The 18,433-nt window shown below is 65.5% G+C and carries 18 protein-coding genes; 7 read left to right on the top strand and 11 right to left on the bottom strand.

Features of this window, described 5'->3' with window-relative positions:
• Positions 1–3 precede the first annotated feature (3 nt).
• Complete coding sequence (locus BMI89_RS03330) at positions 4–1,155, top strand: zinc-ribbon domain-containing protein (RefSeq protein ID WP_078569835.1); 1,152 nt, start codon at positions 4–6, stop codon at positions 1,153–1,155.
• 53 nt (positions 1,156–1,208) lie between these two features.
• On the opposite strand, the gene BMI89_RS03325 is transcribed toward BMI89_RS03330, so the two are convergent.
• From BMI89_RS03325 to argH, 5 genes are read right to left on the bottom strand one after another with little or no spacing between them, the layout of a single operon-like run.
• Complete coding sequence (locus BMI89_RS03325) at positions 1,209–3,986, bottom strand: DUF4175 domain-containing protein (RefSeq protein WP_078569834.1); 2,778 nt, start codon at positions 3,984–3,986, stop codon at positions 1,209–1,211.
• A gap of 39 nt (positions 3,987–4,025) precedes the next feature.
• Positions 4,026–5,291, bottom strand: a complete 1,266-nt coding sequence (gene lysA / locus BMI89_RS03320) for a diaminopimelate decarboxylase (protein ID WP_078569833.1) — start codon at positions 5,289–5,291, stop codon at positions 4,026–4,028.
• A 12-nt stretch (positions 5,292–5,303) separates the two neighbouring features.
• Positions 5,304–5,429 (bottom strand): argininosuccinate lyase, encoded by a 126-nt coding sequence (locus BMI89_RS20550; RefSeq protein ID WP_143593806.1) that lies wholly within the window; start codon positions 5,427–5,429, stop codon positions 5,304–5,306.
• Complete coding sequence (locus BMI89_RS20800; RefSeq protein WP_158522131.1) at positions 5,426–5,584, bottom strand: hypothetical protein; 159 nt, start codon at positions 5,582–5,584, stop codon at positions 5,426–5,428. The genes BMI89_RS20550 and BMI89_RS20800 overlap by 4 nt, the downstream gene beginning before the upstream one ends.
• Positions 5,581–6,987 carry an argininosuccinate lyase gene (gene argH / locus BMI89_RS03315; RefSeq protein WP_078569832.1) on the bottom strand — a complete coding sequence of 469 codons (1,407 nt, stop codon included), beginning with the start codon at positions 6,985–6,987 and terminating at the stop codon, positions 5,581–5,583. The genes BMI89_RS20800 and argH overlap by 4 nt, the downstream gene beginning before the upstream one ends.
• 27 nt (positions 6,988–7,014) lie before the next feature.
• Here argH and BMI89_RS03310 point away from each other — a divergent pair, with 27 nt between their 5' ends.
• The gene (locus tag BMI89_RS03310; RefSeq protein WP_078569831.1) at positions 7,015–7,563 is read left to right on the top strand and encodes a TlpA disulfide reductase family protein; all 549 of its coding nucleotides are present in this window, start codon (positions 7,015–7,017) and stop codon (positions 7,561–7,563) included.
• A gap of 216 nt (positions 7,564–7,779) precedes the next feature.
• On the opposite strand, the gene BMI89_RS03305 is transcribed toward BMI89_RS03310, so the two are convergent.
• The gene (locus BMI89_RS03305) at positions 7,780–9,012 is read right to left on the bottom strand and encodes a PAS domain-containing protein (RefSeq protein WP_246831961.1); all 1,233 of its coding nucleotides are present in this window, start codon (positions 9,010–9,012) and stop codon (positions 7,780–7,782) included.
• A gap of 174 nt (positions 9,013–9,186) precedes the next feature.
• On the opposite strand from BMI89_RS03305, the gene BMI89_RS03300 reads away from it, so the two are divergent.
• From BMI89_RS03300 to BMI89_RS03285, 4 genes are all read left to right on the top strand, one after another.
• Entirely contained in the window at positions 9,187–10,029 is an 843-nt protein-coding gene (locus tag BMI89_RS03300; RefSeq protein WP_078569829.1) for an EAL domain-containing protein, read from the top strand.
• Between the two features lie 141 nt (positions 10,030–10,170).
• Positions 10,171–11,346, top strand: coding sequence for an acetyl-CoA C-acetyltransferase (locus BMI89_RS03295; RefSeq protein WP_078522528.1), 1,176 nt, complete (start codon positions 10,171–10,173; stop codon positions 11,344–11,346).
• 105 nt (positions 11,347–11,451) lie between these two features.
• Positions 11,452–12,174 carry a beta-ketoacyl-ACP reductase gene (locus BMI89_RS03290; RefSeq protein ID WP_078569828.1) on the top strand — a complete coding sequence of 241 codons (723 nt, stop codon included), beginning with the start codon at positions 11,452–11,454 and terminating at the stop codon, positions 12,172–12,174.
• A gap of 68 nt (positions 12,175–12,242) precedes the next feature.
• Positions 12,243–13,163 carry an EamA family transporter gene (locus BMI89_RS03285; protein WP_078569827.1) on the top strand — a complete coding sequence of 307 codons (921 nt, stop codon included), beginning with the start codon at positions 12,243–12,245 and terminating at the stop codon, positions 13,161–13,163.
• A gap of 78 nt (positions 13,164–13,241) precedes the next feature.
• On the opposite strand, the gene BMI89_RS03280 is transcribed toward BMI89_RS03285, so the two are convergent.
• The 3 genes from BMI89_RS03280 to BMI89_RS03270 all read right to left on the bottom strand — a co-directional run bounded on the left by BMI89_RS03280 (position 13,242) and on the right by BMI89_RS03270 (position 14,513).
• Positions 13,242–13,409: a YdcH family protein gene (locus BMI89_RS03280; protein ID WP_078522525.1), complete on the bottom strand. Its 168-nt coding sequence runs from the start codon at positions 13,407–13,409 to the stop codon at positions 13,242–13,244.
• A 118-nt stretch (positions 13,410–13,527) separates the two neighbouring features.
• Entirely contained in the window at positions 13,528–14,295 is a 768-nt protein-coding gene (locus BMI89_RS03275) for a methyltransferase (RefSeq protein WP_078569826.1), read from the bottom strand.
• A gap of 5 nt (positions 14,296–14,300) precedes the next feature.
• A complete protein-coding gene (locus BMI89_RS03270; RefSeq protein WP_075773958.1) occupies positions 14,301–14,513 on the bottom strand; it encodes a DUF2007 domain-containing protein in 213 nt (70 codons plus the stop codon).
• Between the two features lie 36 nt (positions 14,514–14,549).
• Between BMI89_RS03270 and BMI89_RS03265 the strand changes: the two genes are divergently transcribed.
• Positions 14,550–15,584 (top strand): polyprenyl synthetase family protein, encoded by a 1,035-nt coding sequence (locus tag BMI89_RS03265; RefSeq protein WP_246831960.1) that lies wholly within the window; start codon positions 14,550–14,552, stop codon positions 15,582–15,584.
• Positions 15,585–15,631: 47 nt separating this feature from the next.
• Here BMI89_RS03265 and BMI89_RS03260 read toward each other — a convergent pair whose 3' ends face one another.
• Both BMI89_RS03260 and BMI89_RS03255 read right to left on the bottom strand, forming a co-directional pair.
• Positions 15,632–16,513, bottom strand: a complete 882-nt coding sequence (locus BMI89_RS03260) for a 4-(cytidine 5'-diphospho)-2-C-methyl-D-erythritol kinase (RefSeq protein WP_078569825.1) — start codon at positions 16,511–16,513, stop codon at positions 15,632–15,634.
• Entirely contained in the window at positions 16,500–18,374 is a 1,875-nt protein-coding gene (locus BMI89_RS03255; protein ID WP_143593805.1) for a tetratricopeptide repeat protein, read from the bottom strand. The genes BMI89_RS03260 and BMI89_RS03255 overlap by 14 nt, the downstream gene beginning before the upstream one ends.
• Positions 18,375–18,433 lie beyond the last annotated feature (59 nt).

Raw genomic sequence — 18,433 nt, 5'->3', positions numbered from 1 at the left:
AATATGCGGTTGGTTTGCCCCAATTGCGGTGCGCAATACGAAGTGGATGACGCTGTCATCCCAGATGGCGGACGGGATGTGCAATGCTCCAATTGCGGGCACGGCTGGTTCCAGCCGAGCAAGGATATGCTCTCCGCCGAGCCCGACACCACCACCGCTGCACCCCCGCCCGAAGGTTGGGATCTCGACGCCGAGATGGAGGCAGAGGCGGAGGCTGCATCCGAGGAAACTGAGGCTGAGGTGACGGCGGAGACGCCCGCCGAATCTGAGCCCGTTTTCGAATCCGAGCAACCCGCCGAACCCGAGCAAACTTCCGAGCCCGAGCCGCTTCCCGAACCCGAACAACAACCCGAGCCCGAGGCCGCAACGCCCCTGCCCGAGCCTGAGCCAGTCGTGACGACGCAAAGCACGGACGACACGGATGCCGCCATTGCGGCGATGGTCTCGACGCCGGAGCCCGAGGATCAGGACGACGACGATGAGGAGGACGAGCCGGACCTCGGCCCCGCCCCGCGTGTGGGCGCGACCCCGCGCAAACCGCTCGATGACGGGCTGCTGTCGATCTTGCGCGAAGAGGCCGAGCGCGAAGCCGCGCAGCGCCGCGCCGAAGGCTCGAGCGAGCTTGAGACGCAAGACGAATTGAACCTCGAAGAGCGCGAGACCAGCGAAGATGCGGAACGCGCCGCCGAGGCCGCCGCCGCAGATCTGGCGCGCCGCCGCAAAACTGCGCAGGACTTTTCCGATCTCAACGAGTCCGAAGAGGATCGCGTGGCCGACCTGCTCGGCGAGGACGACGAAGACATGCGCGCGATCCGCGGACGCGAACGGCTGCCCGACATCGACGAGATTAATTCGACCCTCACCGCGACCTCGGATCGCGAGGGCGACAGCGTGGCCGAATTCTCGCCGGAGATGGCGCGCCGCCGCCGCTCGGGCTTCAGCCGCGGCTTCATCTTCGTGATGGCGATCACCGCGATACTGGCGCTGCTCTATGCCTTCGCGCCGGACATCGCCGCGAAGGTCCCGGCGCTCAAATCGCCGCTGACGCAATATGTCGTGGCGGTGGACGAGGGGCGCATCTGGCTCGACGACCAGTTGCAGATCCTGACGCATCGCCTCTCGCCCGAGGCGACCTCGGACGGCTTCACCGAATAAGTTTTCCTAATAATCTGCCGCCGCGCATAAGTTGAACTTATGGGCGCGCGGCGTCAGCCCGCGTTCGAGAACTGGTCGAGCAGCCGCTTGAGGTAGTCCAGCTCTTCCTCGGGGCGCAGACGATCGGCCGAGCGGCGGCGGATCTCGTCGAGCAGATCCTGCGCCCGGCGATAGACATCTTCGCCGTTGAGCATCTGACGGTCGGTGCCAAGCTGGTTGCCCTCGCCCTGCGCCCGACCCAGCGGATCGCGCGGCATCTCGCGCCCACCCTGCTGTCCGGGTTGGCCCGCCTGCTGATTGCCCTGCTGGCCGGGCTGCTGGCCATCGCGGCGCGCCTGTTCGTTGCGCATCGCCTCGCCCAACGCGCGCATCCCTTCGCGCAGCGCCTCGATCGCGTCGGCCTGACGGTCAATCGCCGCCGAATTGTCCCCCTCGCGCAGGGCCTCCTCGGCCTGATCCATCGCGCGCCCGGCATCGTCGAAACGCTTCTCGGCCTGCTGGCCCGCCTCGTTGCCGAAGCCCGGCAGCAGCCCGCGCTGGCGGTCGAGTTCGCGCCGCAATGCGCGCTGGCGATCCGCGAGGCTTTGACCATCGACACCGCCCTGCCCGCCGTTCATGCCGGGCTGATCGCCCTGCCCCTGACCGTCGCGCTGCGCTTGCCCGTCCTGGCCTTGGCCCTGACCGGGCTGGTCGCCGGGCTGCTGGCCCTGACCTTGTTGGCCTTGCTCTCCCTGCTGGCCTTGTTGACCCTGCTGACCTTGCTGCTGACCCTGTTGCCCTTGCTGACCTTGTTGACCTTGCTGACCGTTCTCGGCCTGCTGCTGGCGCTCCTCCGGAGTCATGAACTGGTCCTGCAGGTCGCGGAACGCATCGTCGGACAGCTCCTGCTGCTTGCGAAGCGTGTCCTGCATGTCGCGCATCGCCTGACCGCCGGGCATGTCGCCCTGACCACCCTGCCCTTGCTGGACCTTGAGGTTCTCCATCATCCGCGCGAGCTGGTCGAGCAGCTCCTGCGCCTCGGCCATCCGGCCTTCCTCCATCAGCTTCTGGATCTGGTCCATCATCTGCTGGATCTGGTCGCCGGTGATCTGTTGGCCCTGCTGTTGCTGCTGACCGAATTGCGGCCCCTGTTCCTGCTGCTGCGAGCGCTCGGCAAGCATCCGGATGTAATTGTCGGTCGCCTCTTTCAGCTCCTGCATGAGCTTGGCGATCTCATCTTTCGAGGCCCCGTTGCGGATCGCCTCGGAGAGCTTTTCCTGCGCCTTCTGCATCGCGGCCAGCGCATCGGCGAGGCCGCCATCCTCGACCAGCTCCGCCATTTTCCACAGCGCCTCTGCGATCTCGTCGCGGGCCTCGGGGGACAGGTCTGGATCGTCGAGCCGCCCGACCACGAGGCGGATCATCAGGTAGACCTCCTCGCGCTTGATGAAGCCCTCGTGCCGGTTCGAGATCGCCCGCAGCAGTTGATCGGCATAGGAGCGGTTGTCGCGCGACCACAGCAGATCGCGGCGCACTTCGATCAAGGCGGAGGCGAGCGGATCGAAGAAGCGCTTGCCGGGCAGGATGATCTCCTGCGTGCCGGAAGTGCCGGTCTGGCCGCGCCCGTCCTCGACATCGAGCGTCAGTTTCACCGGCAGGTTCGCCCAAGGATGCTTCGCGGCATCCTCGACGAGGCTCTCGGTGAAATCGGCCCGCGAGCCGGAGATCGGCAGCGGCAGATCATAGATCAGATCGTCGCGTGGCTCGGGCGGAATCTGCAAACCGTAGCGGCGATCGACCTTCGCCAGATCGAGCGAGATCACCGCATGGCCCTTGGTCACGGCGTAATCGTCCTGCGCGGTGAAGGGCAGGCTCAGCTTGCCGTCGGCGCGGCGATCCGGCGTCCCGGCCAGCGCGACAGAGGGCGCCTCGTCGGGGCGCACCACCACATTGAAGCGGCGCGCAGCGGGGCCTTTGAACTCCAGAAGCCCGTCGCGGACCGCTTCGAATTCGTGGGTCTCGATGCCGCTGGCGGTTTGCGCCGCACCCTGTTCCGGCAGCGCGGCCGGGTTCGAGACGCTCTCGGAAAAGCCAATCGCGCCGGACGCGCCATACAGCCGGATCGAGAAGCGGGTGCCTTCGGGCACGATCAGCTCGTCGCCCTCGACCTTGTTCAGATAGAGCCCCGGCTTGCCGGTATAGCGCGGCGGCGCGGCCCAGCCTTCCCAGCTTGGCCCCATCGCGGCCTCGGCAGAGCCCGCAGGCGTCGGCAGCCCCTCGGTCGGATGCAAAAGCCGCTGCGGCACGCCGAAGATCACCGCGACGACCAAGGCCGTCAGCGCGGTCAGACGCAGCGCATAGGGATCGCGGCGGGCAAGATCGGGTTTCGGGCGCGGCGCACGGGCGGCCTGCGCGGCCTTGGCCATGCGCCGCAGATGCGCCATCCAAAGCGCGCGGGCGGCGGGATCGTCCTGCCCAAGCGCCATCTCGTCGGTCAGCGCGGAAAGCGGGCGGCCCGGCAGCGTCGCATCGAGCCGCGCAATCGCATCCGTGTGGCGCGGCCAGCGCATCCGCCATGCGCCCCATGCCAGCGCGACGAGCGACGCGATCAGCGCGACCAACCAAAACCAACGCCCGCCCGGCCCCAGATAGGCAGGCAGCGCGAAGGCGATGGCGGTGGCGATCAACGCAAGAACCGAAAGAAGCGGCCAGAACGCGCGCAGCCCCCGCTCGACGATCATCCCGGCATGGGTGAGCGCAATAGGCCGGGCGAGCGGGGCCAGAGCGGCCTGCCCGTCCTCCTTCGTCGCCGCGTCGCGCGAAGCTTTGCTGAACCAGTTCCTGACCGGCATACTCTCCCTATCCGTCGGCCCCGATTCCCTTCCTACGGATCAGAGCCACTCCGGGATGGTATCGCGGGAGAGCATTTCCTCAAAGCTCGGTCTTGCCCGAATGAGAGCGAATTCGCCGCCGCGGACCAGAACCTCGGGGATCAGCGGACGCGAATTGTATTCCGACGACATGACCGCGCCGTAAGCCCCCGCCGAACGGAAGGCGACCAGATCGCCCGGGCCGAGCGGCGTCAGATTGCGCGCCTTTGCGAAAGTGTCGCCGGTCTCGCACACCGGGCCGACGATATCGAAAGGCGCGGATTCGGTGCCCGGATCGGCTTCGATCACCGGGACGATGTCGTGATAGGCGCCATACATCGAGGGCCGCACGAGGTCGTTCATCGCCGCGTCGAGAATGAGGAAATCGCGCCCCTCGCCCTCTTTCAGCCAGATCACCGAGGAGACCAGCAGCCCGGCATTGCCCGAAATCAGGCGGCCCGGTTCGATCTCGATCTCGCAGCCCAGATCGCCCACGGTGCGCTGGATCACCTGCCCGTATTCGATGGGCAGAGGCGGGGCGGAATTCGACCGCTCATAGGGAATGCCCAGACCGCCGCCGAGGTCGAGACGGCGGATATCGTGGCCGTCTGCGCGCAGCGCCTCGGTCAATTCGCGGACCTTGAGGAAGGCCGCCTCGAACGGCTCCAGATCGGTCAGCTGCGAGCCGATATGCACGTCGATGCCCACGACCTCGATGCCGGGCAGCTTGGCGGCCTCGGCATAGACCGCGCGGGACTTGGCGATCGGAATGCCGAACTTGTTCTCGGATTTGCCGGTCGCGATTTTCTCATGGGTCTTCGCGTCGACATCCGGGTTCACCCGCAGTGCGATCGGCGCGGTGACGCCCATAGACGCGGCAATCTCGGATATCGCGAGCAGCTCGGGCTCGGATTCGACATTGAACTGACGAATGCCGTTCTCAAGAACGTAGGCGATCTCCTCGCGGGTCTTGCCCACGCCCGAGAACACCACCCGGTCGCCCGGCACGCCAGCCGCCCGCGCCCGGCGATATTCGCCGCCCGAGACCACATCCATGCCAGCCGCCAGATCGCCCAGAACCTTCAAGACCGCGAGGTTCGAGTTCGATTTGATCGCGAAGCAGATCAGGTGATCCGTCCAGCCGAGCGCCTCTTCAAACAGCTTGAAATGGCGCTCCAGCGTGGCGGTCGAATAGACGTAGAAAGGCGTGCCGACAGCGGCCGCGATCTCGGGGATCGGCACATCCTCTGCATGAAGGACGCCGTCGCGATAGAGGAAATGATCCATGAGAGGTCTCGATTACTGGGCCGAAGCCTGCTGGGATTGCGTGCTGTCCGCCTCGGACGGCGGGACGGGCGGACCGTCGACACCGCAGGCGGCGAGCGAAAGAAGAAGCGTCAGGGCGAGGGTCAGGGTCTTGGTCATGGGGTCACCGAAAGGGTCATGATGCCAACGCGCGCCGTCGCGGCGGGATAAACTTTGATGCCGTCACGGTTGATGCCGACATGTGTGTGCAGCTCCGGATCGGCGGCACAGGCGCCAAGCAGACCGATCAGCACGAACGGAGCCGCGAATTTCATCCAAGCCGTTCCTTCCAGCGAGCGATCTGCGCGCGCACCTGATCGGGCGCGGTTCCGCCGTAAGACTGGCGCGAGGCGACCGAGTTGTGAACCCCGAGGACGTCGAAGACGCTCTCGGTGATCGCCGGGTTGATCGACTGCATCTGTTCGAGGCTCAGATCGGGTAGATCGCAGCCTTTTTCCTCAGCCATGGCCACCAGCGAGCCGGTGACGTGGTGGGCGTCGCGGAAGGGCAGCCCCGCCTCGCGCACCAGCCAGTCGGCCAGATCGGTCGCGGTGGAGAACCCACCCGAGGCCGCGGCCTCCAGCTTGTCCGCGTTCACCGTCATGTCGCCGATCATCCCCGCCATCGCGGCAAGCGCGAGCATCAGGTTGTCGGCGGCGTCGAAGACCTGTTCCTTGTCTTCCTGCATATCCTTGGAATAGGCGAGCGGCAGCCCCTTCATCACCGTGAACAGCGCGACCGAGGCCCCGAGGATGCGCCCGATCTTGGCGCGGATCAGCTCGGCCGCGTCCGGGTTGCGCTTCTGCGGCATGATCGAAGAGCCCGTCGACCACTTGTCCGACATCGCGACGAAGCGGAACTGCGCGGAGGACCAGATCACCAGCTCTTCGGCGAGGCGCGACATGTGGACCGCGCAGATCGACGAGGCCGACAGGAATTCCAGCGCGAAATCGCGATCCGACACCGCGTCGAGCGAGTTCGCCATCGGCCGGTCGAAGCCCAGCGCCTCGGCCGTCGCATGGCGGTCGATCGGGAAGCCGGTGCCGGCAAGCGCCGCCGCCCCCAGCGGGCATTCGTTCATCCGTTTGCGCGCATCTTCAAAGCGGGATTTGTCGCGCGCGAACATCTCGACATAGGCCATCATGTGATGGCCGAAGGTCACCGGCTGCGCGGTCTGCAGATGGGTGAAGCCGGGCATGACCCAATCGGCGCCGTCCTCGGCGCGTGTCAGCGCAGCGCGGATCAACGTGTCGAGCCCCGTGATCGCGGCATCGCACTGCTCGCGCACCCAAAGGCGGAAATCGGTCGCGACCTGATCGTTGCGCGACCGCGCCGTGTGCAGCCGCCCCGCCGGTTCGCCGATGACCTCCTTCAGCCGCGCCTCGACATTCATGTGGATGTCCTCGAGCGCGGTCGAGAAGGGAAAACCGCCCGCTTCGATTTCTGACAAAACCGTGAGCAAACCTTCTCCGATCGCCTCGGCGTCCTTATCACTAATGATGCCTTGCGCGGCGAGCATCACGGCGTGGGCCCGGCTGCCGCGGATATCCTGCGCGTAGAGCCGCTGATCATACCCGATCGAGGCGTTGATCGCCTCCATGATCGCGTCAGGTCCCGCGGCGAAACGCCCGCCCCACATCGCGTTGGAGGACTTGTTCTCGTCGGTCTGATCGGTCATGGTCTGAGGCCCTTGCTAGGAGGCTATATGTTACGGTTTCTCGTCCTTTATACGGCGCTGGCGCTGGGTGCAAATGTTGCGCAGGCCGCGGATCTAGATGCGGTGAAATCGGGGCAGATGGAATCCCTCGTCACCTATGACGAACCGCTGCCGCTGCCGCCCTTTACGGTGACCGACGAAAGCGGCGACGAGCATTCGATGAAAGATTTCGAAGGCAAGGTGGTCCTGATCAATTTCTGGGCGACGTGGTGCCCGCCCTGCCGCGAGGAAATGCCCTCGCTGAATGCACTGCAAAAAGAGTTCGGCGAGAATGGGTTTCAGGTGATGACGATTGCCACGGGCGGTTCGAACTCGCCCGAGAAAGTGGCCGCCTTCTTCGACAAGGAAGGCATCGACGCCCTGCCCCGCTTCCACGACGACGCCAATTTCGCCGCCCGCGCGATGGGCGTTCTCGGACTGCCGGTCTCGGTGCTGGTCGACAAGAACGGCCATGAGGTTGGCCGGATGATCGGCGGCGCGGAATGGGATTCGCCCGAGGCGAAGAAGGTCATCGAGGCGCTGATCGACGAGAAGTAAGCGCAGGGTGGTGTGGCGGCGGCAGGCGCTTTGTCGCCGGACCGGTCTTCCGTTGCGGCCCGATTTTCGATCGCATCCCGCGCAACCCGGTCCGCGTGTCGCAACATTCTGCAGAGCCCGGCGTCTGGGCTGCATCTGAACTGCCAGCCACGCCTCTGCCCCCGCGAGCCATGTTCTACGCCGAATGTTTTCCTTTGCGCTCGGGTCTGCCGAGACTCACGCCGCGCTTCTCCCCGCGCGCAGATAGCGCCCTAGCCAATGTTCAATCTCTTCCGACAGGGCCAGGATGGCCTCCAGTCGCCCTTTGATATCGTCATGGAAACTGTCGAGCTGGTCGATCGTAGCCGCGAGCCCGCCATTCGCATCCCGCATGCGCCCACACTCGACGCGCCCAAGGACGCGGATCGTGTCGAGCCCGAGCAGCTGGCGACGAATGTCTCGGCTCTGGTTCATCATGTCGTCGGCGAGTTCGGCCGCTTGACGCATCGCGGCATTCGCATCGGCAGTGCCTTTGGTGACGAGCGACTGCAGCAAAGCGCGTTCTTCCTCTCGGGGCTGATCATTCTGCGCCTCTTCGCCCATAAAATTGGTGCTCATTTCGTTGAGGACGCGCGCGCAGCCCAGTTGGAACACGGCGCGCGCGACCTGAAAGGCCATCTGACCACAGAGATTGCCGCGACCGGCAACGAATTTGCGCAGCCGCTCCGAGATTACAGCAGACGAGGCTTTGTAATTCTCCGAGATCGCGGACACCGGCCCCCCGGACGGCTCTAGCCGCGAGGCGACGATCCGCATGTTGTTCGGCACGGATTGCAATGCTTCGAAACTGCGTAGAAGTCCGAATTGCTCCTTCGTGAGCCGGCCCATCGCGGTGTTCAATTCGGCCAGCATCCGCGTATTCTCATCGGCATTTCGATTGAGGCGGCGATCCCGTTCGGTAAGCTCAAGCGCCAGCGCATAGGCCATGAAGGCGGTGTAGCTGGAATAGCCGCCACGCTCCGCGAAATCACGCAGCAGCGTCGCACTCTCCTCCGGGTCGAGCGACTCCGCCCGCTCGCGCGCAGAGAGATCACGGTAGAGCTGGTGGATTTCATCGGACAGCTCGCTCGTCGGTTTCAGCCGGACCGAGAGGTAGCCCCCCTCGATCGGCATGACGACCGCGAAGACCCAATACCACCCGCCGCCTTTCGCCTTGTTCTTCACATAGGCGCCCATGGGATAGCCTTTTTTCAGCGCATCCCAGAGCACCCTGAACACCGCCCGCGGCGTATCGGGATGACGCACGATCTTATGCGGCGCCCCGATCATCTCGGACCACTCGAACCCCGCGGTGCGCCGAAAAATCTCGTTGCCCGATTGGATCACCCCACGCGTATCGGTGCGCGAGTAGAACAATTCTTCCAGCGCGAAAGGCACCTCGTTGGTGCCGCGCAGTGCCGGCTGCCCCATTTTCGTCATCGCCCATTCTGTTGCATCAAGGTCCACCCTAGGCACCTGCCGGTTACCATCGACTTAACGCCAGATGCGAATTTCCCGTTAACCACGTGTCCGGCCTATTTCCCGGTCTTTACCCCTTCTTAGGCGCTTGCGCGGATACTTGGCTCGAAGGCGAAGGAGGGGCAGATGACGAATCGAGACGCGAGGGCCATGCCGGTGCATCGTGACGAAGATAGCCCGCTGAGCTTTGCGGCTGCCGAGCAAAGCCGGCAGGCCTTGGCCATGGTGCGCGCGGCGATCGACCGGCAAGACGTCATGCTGGCCTATCAGCCCGTGATCCAGACCTGTCGCCCCGACCGACCCGCGTTTTACGAGGGCCTGATCCGGGTTCTCGACGATCGCGGGCGCATCATCCCCGCGAAGGAGTTCATCAACGCGATCGAACGTACGGAGGTCGGGCGGAAACTCGATTGCCTCTCGCTCGAACTGGGTCTGAAAGCGCTTCTTGGGCAGCCGGATCTGCGCCTGGCGATCAATATGTCGGCGCGCTCGATCGGCTATGCGCCCTGGACCAAGGTTCTCAATCGCGGCCTCGCGGTCGATGAGACCGCCGGCGAGCGTCTCATACTGGAGATTACCGAAAGCTCGGCGATGGAAATTCCCGAACTGGTCAGCGTCTTCATGGAGGATTTGCAGGCGCGCGGCGTCAGTTTCGCGCTCGACGATTTCGGGGCGGGTTACACGTCTTTCCGCTATCTGCGAGATTTCTACTTCGACATCATCAAGGTCGATGGGCAGTTCATCCGCGGCATCTCGCACGATCCGGACAATCAGGCGTTGACGAAATCGCTGCTCGACGTGGCGCGCCATTTCGAGATGTTCACGATCGCCGAAGCGGTAGAGTCGCTGGAGGATGCCGAATATGTGGCAAGCCTCGGCGTCGATTGCATGCAGGGCTATTACTTCGGCGCGCCGACGATCCACCCCCCGTGGAGCCAGTCTCACGAACCGCGACGGAGACGTGCATGACCCCAGCCAGAGCGCAATAAAGTTGCGTTAACAATTTCCAGAGCGACGGGATTAAGCTTGACCTCTCGTTCCCTTCCGCCATGCTGCGCAGCAGCAGAACGGACGCGCTGTCGCGCCCGCTTAAGTGATGAGGAGGATCCCATGACCAATGTCGTCATCGTCTCGGCCGCGCGTACGCCCGTCGGCTCGTTTTTGGGCGCGTTTGCCAATACGCCCGCACATGACCTCGGCGCCGCCGTGATCGAGGCCGTCGTCGCCCGCGCCGGGATCGAGAAGTCCGATGTGTCCGAGACGATCCTCGGTCAGGTGCTGACCGCGGGCCAGGGCCAGAACCCCGCCCGCCAAGCCCATATCAACGCGGGCCTGCCGATCGAAAGCGCCGCCTGGTCGATCAACCAGGTCTGCGGCTCGGGCCTGCGCACGGTTGCGCTCGGCGCCCAGCACATCATGTGCGGCGATGCCGATATCGTGGTTGCGGGCGGCCAGGAAAGCATGTCGCTCAGCCCCCATGTCGCGCATCTGCGCGCGGGTCAGAAGATGGGCGACATGAAGATGATCGACTCGATGATCAAGGACGGTCTGTGGGACGCGTTCAACGGCTATCACATGGGCCAGACCGCCGAGAATGTCGCGACCCAGTGGCAGATTTCGCGCGAGATGCAGGACGAATTCGCGCTGGCGTCGCAAAACAAGGCCGAGGCCGCGCAGAAGGCCGGCAAGTTTGCCGACGAGATCGCCGCCTTCACCGTTAAGACGCGCAAGGGCGACACGGTCGTGGATCAGGACGAATATATCCGCCACGGCGCGACGATCGAGAACATGCAAAAGCTGCGCCCGGCCTTCGCCAAGGACGGCTCGGTGACCGCGGGCAACGCCAGCGGCATCAATGACGGTGCGGCCGCGGTGCTGCTGATGTCGGAGGAAGAGGCCGAGAAGCGCGGGCTCACGCCGCTGGCACGCATCGCCTCCTATGCGACCGCCGGGCTCGACCCATCGATCATGGGCTGCGGCCCGATCCCGTCCTCGCGCAAGGCGCTTGAGAAGGCGGGCTGGAAAGCCTCCGATCTCGACCTGATCGAAGCCAACGAAGCCTTCGCGGCTCAGGCCTGCGCGGTGAACAAGGACATGGGTTGGGACGTCAGCAAGGTGAACGTCAATGGCGGCGCCATCGCCATCGGCCACCCGATCGGCGCCAGCGGCGCGCGAATCCTCAACACCCTTCTGTTCGAGATGAAGCGTCAGGGCGCGAAAAAAGGCCTCGCCACGCTCTGCATCGGTGGCGGTATGGGCGTCGCAATGTGCATTGAAGGCCTCTAACGGCAAAAAAATGCTGCATCTGCAAAAAGAGCGCGCAACTTTGTTGCGCGCTCTTGTCATTTTCGGTAACAGCATTTCAAGGGCATTCCATTTGGAGGAGGAATCATGGCGAGAGTTGCATTGGTCACCGGCGGATCGCGCGGCATTGGCGCGGCGATCTCGAAGGCGCTGCAGGCGGCGGGCTACACGGTCGTCGCGAACTATGCCGGCAATGACGAGGCTGCGGCCAAGTTCACCGAGGAGACGGGAATCAAGACCTACAAATGGTCGGTCGCCGATTACGACGCCTGCGCGGCGGGGATCGAGCAGATCGAATCCGAAGTCGGCCCGATCGACGTTCTGGTGAACAACGCGGGCATTACCCGCGACGCGCCCTTCCACAAGATGACCCGCGAGCAGTGGAACCAGGTGATCGACACCAATCTCAGCGGCATCTTCAACATGACCCACCCGCTCTGGACGAAGATGCGCGAGCGCAAGTTCGGCCGGGTCGTGAACATCTCCTCGATCAACGGCCAGAAGGGTCAGTTCGCTCAGGCGAACTACTCGGCGGCGAAGGCGGGCGATCTGGGCTTCACCAAGGCGCTGGCGCAGGAAGGCGCGCGCGCAGGCATCACGGTCAACGCGATCTGCCCCGGCTATATCGCGACCGAGATGGTCATGGCGGTGCCGGAGAAGGTGCGCGAGTCGATCATCGGCCAGATCCCGGTCGGGCGTCTGGGCGAGCCCGAAGAAATCGCGCGCTGCGTGGTGTTCCTCGCCTCCGACGATGCGGGCTTCATCACCGGCTCGACGATCACCGCGAATGGCGGTCAGTACTTCATCTGATTTCGCCTCTTGGCATTCTCGACGGGGGCCCGCATTTTGCGGGCCTCTTTAGTTTTGGCGGGGACAGCATGACACGCGGCAAGGCCACTTCGATCGGGTTCACAGCGGTATTGCTGTGGGCGCTTCTGGCGCTGTTCACCGTGGGATCGGCCCCGGTGCCACCCCTGATGCTGAACGCGCTGTGTTTCGCTTTGGGCGGCGCGGTGGGCGTGATCTGGCTGGTGGCGACCGGTGCGCTGGGGCAGCTGCGGCACGTGTCGTGGAAGGTCTATCTCGCAGGGACCGCGGGGCTGTTCGGCTATCATTTCCTCTATTTCTCGGCGCTGCGCCTCGCGCCCCCGGCCGAGGCAGGACTGATCGCCTATCTTTGGCCGTTGCTGATCGTGCTGTTTTCCGGGTTGCTGCCGGGCGAGCGGCTGACACTTTGGCATGTCGCGGGGGCGATGCTCGCCTTCGCGGGCGCGGCGCTGATCCTCGGGGGCGGGATTTCCGCCGATCCCGCGGCGCTGCCCGGCTATGGGCTGGCGTTGATTTGCGCGCTGACATGGTCGAGCTATTCGCTGCTGTCGCGGCGCTTCGGTGCGGTGCCGACGGCGGCAGTCGCGGTCTACTGTCTGGCGAGCGCGGCCCTGTCGGCCGTCGCCCATCTGGCGCTGGAGCCGACGATCTGGCCGCAGGGCGCGATCGGCTGGGCCTCGGTGATCGGCTTGGGGTTGGGGCCGGTCGGGCTTGCCTTCTACACATGGGATCTTGGCGTGAAGCGCGGCGACATCCAGCTTCTGGGGACCGCCTCCTACGCGGCCCCTCTGGTCTCGACTCTGGTGTTGGTCGCAGTCGGGATTGCGGACGCGCGGCCTACCCTGCTGATAGCGGCGGCTATGATCGCCGGGGGCGCCGGGCTGGCGGCGCTGGGCGGTCGGCGTCGGCGCGCCGCGCCCCCGCCGCCGGATATGACCGGGCAGGAAATACCGCGGAAGGGTTCGGCCTGAGTCGCCGCGCGCTAACAGGCCCCTCAAACGACACGGGCCGCCCCAAAGGACGGCCCGATTAAACTCGTGGGAGGGCCCTCAGGCCGTTTCGAGGCGGTGGATTTCCTCTTTCAGCCTAAGTTTTTGCCTTTTCATCTGAGCGATTTCGAGATCGTCGATGCCGGGTCTGCGCGAAGCGCGCTCGACCTCCATCGACAGAGCCTCATGTTTTTTGCGAAGTTCGGTGATATGCGAACCAAGCGACATGGCAGTCTCCTCTCCAGTTGTCAGCCCGTCGATTGCAGCACAGGTTTTGAGTCGTGTCACGGAAATGTCGTATAGCGACGGGTTATCCCCAGCATTTTCGCGAAATCTTGCGAAAGCGTTAACGCGGAATCGGCAATTTTTGACCTTCGCGCAGGATTTCGCGCGCAATTTCCGTCAAATCCTCTGCATCGCGTGAATGCATCGGCGCCGAGTGCAAGATCAGCGGCGCAAGAAGCTGCAGCGGGGTCCGCGCACCTTTGCGCGCTGTGACGATCACCCGCCGCGCTGCGCGGCCGACCCGGGGCGCAATCGGTAGAACGGTGATCGCGCCGGTCCGCTCATGCAGCCCCGCCAACAGGTCCGCCAGACGGTCGGCCTGCTGGATCAGCGTGATCCGCCCCTCGGGCTTGAGCCGCCGCAGTCCCGCGTCGAGCCATGCGCTGATCGGCGTCGCCTCGCGCTGGGCACGCTCACGGCCGGGATCGGCGGCGGGCGTGCCATCCTCGGGCCCGAAATAGGGCGGGTTGGCGATGACGTGATCGAAGCTGCGCGCGCGCAGATCGGCGGGCATCTGCGCCAGATCGCCTTCGATAACCTCGAGCGCGATCCCGTTCTCCGCCGCGTTGCGCCGGGCCAGATCGGCATAGGCGGGCTGCAGTTCCACCCCGCTTTGTGCAAGCCCCGACATCCGCCAGCCAAGGCACAGGCTCGCCACCCCGGCCCCGCAGCCGAGTTCCAGAACCGACTGGCCCGCCTGCGCCGGACAGGCCGCCGCGAGCAGGACCGGGTCCATCGCCGCGCGGTAGCCCGCGCGCGGCTGGGCGATGCGCAACCGCCCGCCGAGAAAGCCATCGACTGTCAGATCCTCGGGCCCGAACCGATCCATGGGCGTCAATCCGATTTTATCTCATTATCGCGCAGAACCGCCTGCGCCATGAACATGTCGCTGTCGCGCACCATCAGGCGGCGCGGAAGGATTCCGAGCGAGCCTTCCAGCACGCTCGTATGGACGTCGAGTTGAAACGTGCTTATACCCTCGCCCTCGAGAAGGGCGGTCGCCATGGCCAGTTTCACCGGGTCCGTGCTGCGCAGTAGCTCTTTCATATCCCTCACTTACGGCCCCTTGCGAGGGCTGTCGAGATGAGGCAGAGCGAAGGGATGAACATGAGCCTCGACGACAAGCCCGACAACACGGCGAAACCGCATGACCGGCTCGCGGAAGCCTTGGCCAGCGACATGGCGGCGGTGGATGCGCTGATCGCCGAGCGCATGGCCTCGGAAAACGCGCCGCGCATCCCCGAAGTGACCGCGCATCTGGTCGGCGCGGGCGGCAAACGGCTGCGGCCGATGCTGACCGTCGCAGCGGCGCGGCTCTGCGGCTACGAGGGCAATCTGCATCACAACCTCGCGGCGGCGGTCGAGTTCATCCATACCGCGACGCTGCTGCATGACGACGTGGTCGACGAGAGCAAGCAGCGCCGGGGCCGCCCGACCGCGAACCTGCTCTGGGACAACAAGTCGAGCGTGCTCGTTGGTGATTACCTCTTTGCGCGGTCGTTCCAGCTGATGACCGACACCGACAACCTGCGGGTTCTGTCGATCCTGTCGAACGCCTCCGCCGTCATCACCGAGGGCGAGGTGCTGCAGCTCTCGGCCGCGGAAGACCTGAACACGACCGAGGACACCTATTACAAGGTGGTGCGCGGCAAGACCGCGGCGCTGTTCTCGGCGGCGACCGAGGCGGGCGCGGTTCTGGCCGGTGCGCCGGAGGACCAGATCGCCGCGCTGCACGATTACGGCGAAAGCCTCGGGATCGCGTTCCAGGTGGTCGACGATCTGCTGGATTATCTCAGCGATGCCAAGACGATGGGCAAGAACGTGGGTGACGATTTCCGCGAGCGCAAGCTGACCCTGCCGCTGATCAAGGCGCTGACCAAGGCCGACGCGGACGCCCGCGCCTTCTGGACCCGCACCATCGACAAGGGCGACCAGCGCGACGGCGATCTGGAGCATGCGATGGAGCTGCTGCACGCGACCGGCGCGCTGGAAGAGACCCGCGCCGCTGCCCTTGAATGGGCCGATCGCGGGCGCGAGCGGCTCAAGGTGCTGCCCGAGAGCGAGTTGCGGCAGATGCTGGACGATCTGGCGGATTACGTGGTGGCGCGGCTGCGCTGAGGGGGGCTCTGCCCCCCGCCCTGCGGGCTCCCCCGGGGATATTTAGGTCAAGAGGAAGAGGCGCGGCTTTGAGGCTGCGCCTTTTGCATCTGATCGCCGAGCATGCCCGAGGCGCGCCACCAGTCGGGGCGACGTTGGGCCAGCATCGCCTCGGCGGCCTGCGCCCCGTCCAGCGTCTCGAACAGCGCGAAACAGGTGGCCCCCGAGCCCGACATGCGCGCGAGGCGGCAGCCGGGCAGCATCATGAGAGCGTCCAGAACCTCCCCGATCACCGGGGCGGAGGCGATGGCGGGGGCTTGCAGATCATTGCGCTGGGTCGCGAGCCAGTCAATGCAATCGGGCGCGCCGCTGAAGGTCGGAAGCGCCTCCGGCATCGGGGGATTGTCCTTCGAATCGAGCCCTTTGAAGATCGCAGGCGTCGGCACCTCGACGCGCGGGTTGACCAGTAGCGCGGGCAGCGGCGGCAGCGGCACGGGGTCGAGCGTCTCGCCGATACCGCGCACGCGCTGCGGACGCGGCGTCAGGCACATCGGCACGTCTGCCCCAAGCTGCGCGGTCTCTGCCGGAAGCGGCTGGCCCCAAAGCGCAGCCAGCCCGCGCAGCGCAGCCGCCGCGTCTGACGATCCTCCGCCGATGCCCGAGGCGGGCGGCAGATGTTTGTCGAGATGGATCTCGGCTCCCTGCCCTGTCGGGCGCGACAGGAGGGACGCGGCCTTCAGCACGAGGTTCGACGGGTCGGCGGGCACGCCCGCAGCCTCGGGCCCCGCGACGCTGAGCGACAGCGTGTCACTCTCGCGCAGCACCAGCCGGTCGCCCATCGGCCCGAAGGCCACGAGGCTGTCGAGCAGGTGATAGCCATCAGCCCGCTGGCCGATGACATGGAGCGTCAGGTTGATCTTCGCTGGCGCGAAGGCGTCAATTATTCGCATCGCTCGCGGGAGTTTCGGGGGCAGCCTGAGCAGTATCCTTGCTCGGGCCCTTATCCTCGAGCGGCGGCAGACCCTGCTCCTTGCGCAGCTGGTCCAGACCCACCTCGATCTTGCGGCGGATCGCGTCGGGATCGAGCTCCTCGGTGGTCTCCGCATCGTCGGTCGCGAAGGACAACGCGCGGCGCCACTGGAATTTCGCCTCGCGCTGACGGCCCACGGCCCAGAGCACATCGCCCAGGTGGTCGTTGAGCAGCGGATCGCGCGGCTCGAGCTCCACGGCGCGCTCCATCTTCTCGGCCGCCTCCTGATAATGGCCAAGCTTGAACAGCGCCCAGCCGAGGCTGTCGATGATGAAGCCGGCATCGGGACGCTCGGCGGCGGCCTTGCGGATCATGTCGAGCGCCTCGTCGAGATTCTCGCCCTTGTCCACGTAGGAATAGCCCAGATAGTTCAGCACCGAGGGCTGATCGGGCGAGAGGCGCAGCGCCTCGCGGAAGCCCTTCTCGGCCTCGTCCCAATTGCCCGAGCGTTCCTGCGCGATGGCGCGCGAATACCAGACGAACCAGTCCTTCGGCTCGGGCTGGCCGAGCAGGTCGATCGCCTTGTCATAGGCTTTCGCGGCCTCGGCAAAGCGGCTCTCGCGGCGCAGCGTGTCGCCGAGCGCGGTCCAGACGCCCACGAGCTTGGGACGGCTCCGCGACAGGTTCTCGAGCACTTCGATCGCGGCATCGTTGCGACCCGCGCGCACCATCGATTCCGCGCGCCCGATCTCGGCGGCGTGGTAGATCGGGCTGTCGGGCTTGATGTCGGCATAGGCTTCGATGGCCAGATCGTATTGGCCCTGCTGGTCGAGCATCGACGCGGTCAGCAGCGTCGCATCATCCATGTCGGGCCGGATCATGTTTGCCAGCCGCGAATGCACCAGCGTGAACGTGTCGGGCGCATCCCCGATCAGCGCCTGTGCGACCGAGTAATAGACCTCCGCCACGCCGTCGGACGCGTTGCGCACGACGTCGAAGGGCAGCGTGTCGCCCGCCTCCAGCTTGGTGCGAATGTCCTTCAGCTGCGGGTCGAGATCCTTGCCGAAGCGATCCTCGATCAGCTTCAGCGCCTCTTTGTTCTTCTCGAGCTGCGAGAGCACTTCGACATGGGCCAGCACGCCGCGGCGGGTCGAGGTGATCTTCTCGCCGTGTTCGCCGCTCAGGATCGCATCGGCGCCTTCGTAATCGCCGACCAGCGCCAGCGCGAGCGCCTTGTGGAAGCCCGCGAAGGCGGCGAGGCCCTGCTGCTTGCCGACTTCGTCGAAGGCCGCGGAGGCGTCGGACATCTTGCCGTCGCCCGCCAACGCCCAAGCCTTGGTCAGACCGCCCACGAGCGGCCCGGGATCGGCGCCGCTGTCGAGAAGCGCGAGCGCCCCGGTCCAGTTCTTGTCATGCGCATCGGCCGCCAACGCGGTGAGCGCCGCGATCTGGCTGCCGGTCCCGGCCTCCACCATCTGCTGCGCAAGCGGCGTGGCGCGGTCGAAATCGGCGATCGCAATCTCGGAGACGAGCGTCGCTTCCGCGGTCGCGCCGCTGGTGTCGCCGCTGGCCATCAGCTGACGGTAGTAATGCGCGGCCTCGGCGAAATCGAACTGCTGCGACGCGATGCGCGCGGCGAGATAAGCCCCCGCCTCTGCCGGGCTCGGGTCATTCGCGGTGTCGGCGGCATCGCCTTTCGCGGCGGCGTCATCGGCGGCCTGCGCCGCATCTTCGGCACTGCCCGCCTTGGGCGCATCCTGTGCCAGCAGGGGCATAGGCGCGGTGGAGCCCATCAAGAGGGCGAAGAGCGCAAGGCGCAGCGGGGTCTTCAAACTCGACACGAAACGGTCCTCTCATTCGGGTTGAAATCGAGCGTAACGGCGCGATGCGGGCATTACAA

Source organism: Thioclava sp. F36-7 (assembly GCF_002020075.1).
GTDB classification, from domain to species: Bacteria; Pseudomonadota; Alphaproteobacteria; order Rhodobacterales; family Rhodobacteraceae; genus Thioclava; species Thioclava sediminum.
The sequence above is the reverse complement of the archived record's forward strand: the minus strand, read 5'-3'. Positions and strand labels throughout refer to the sequence as shown.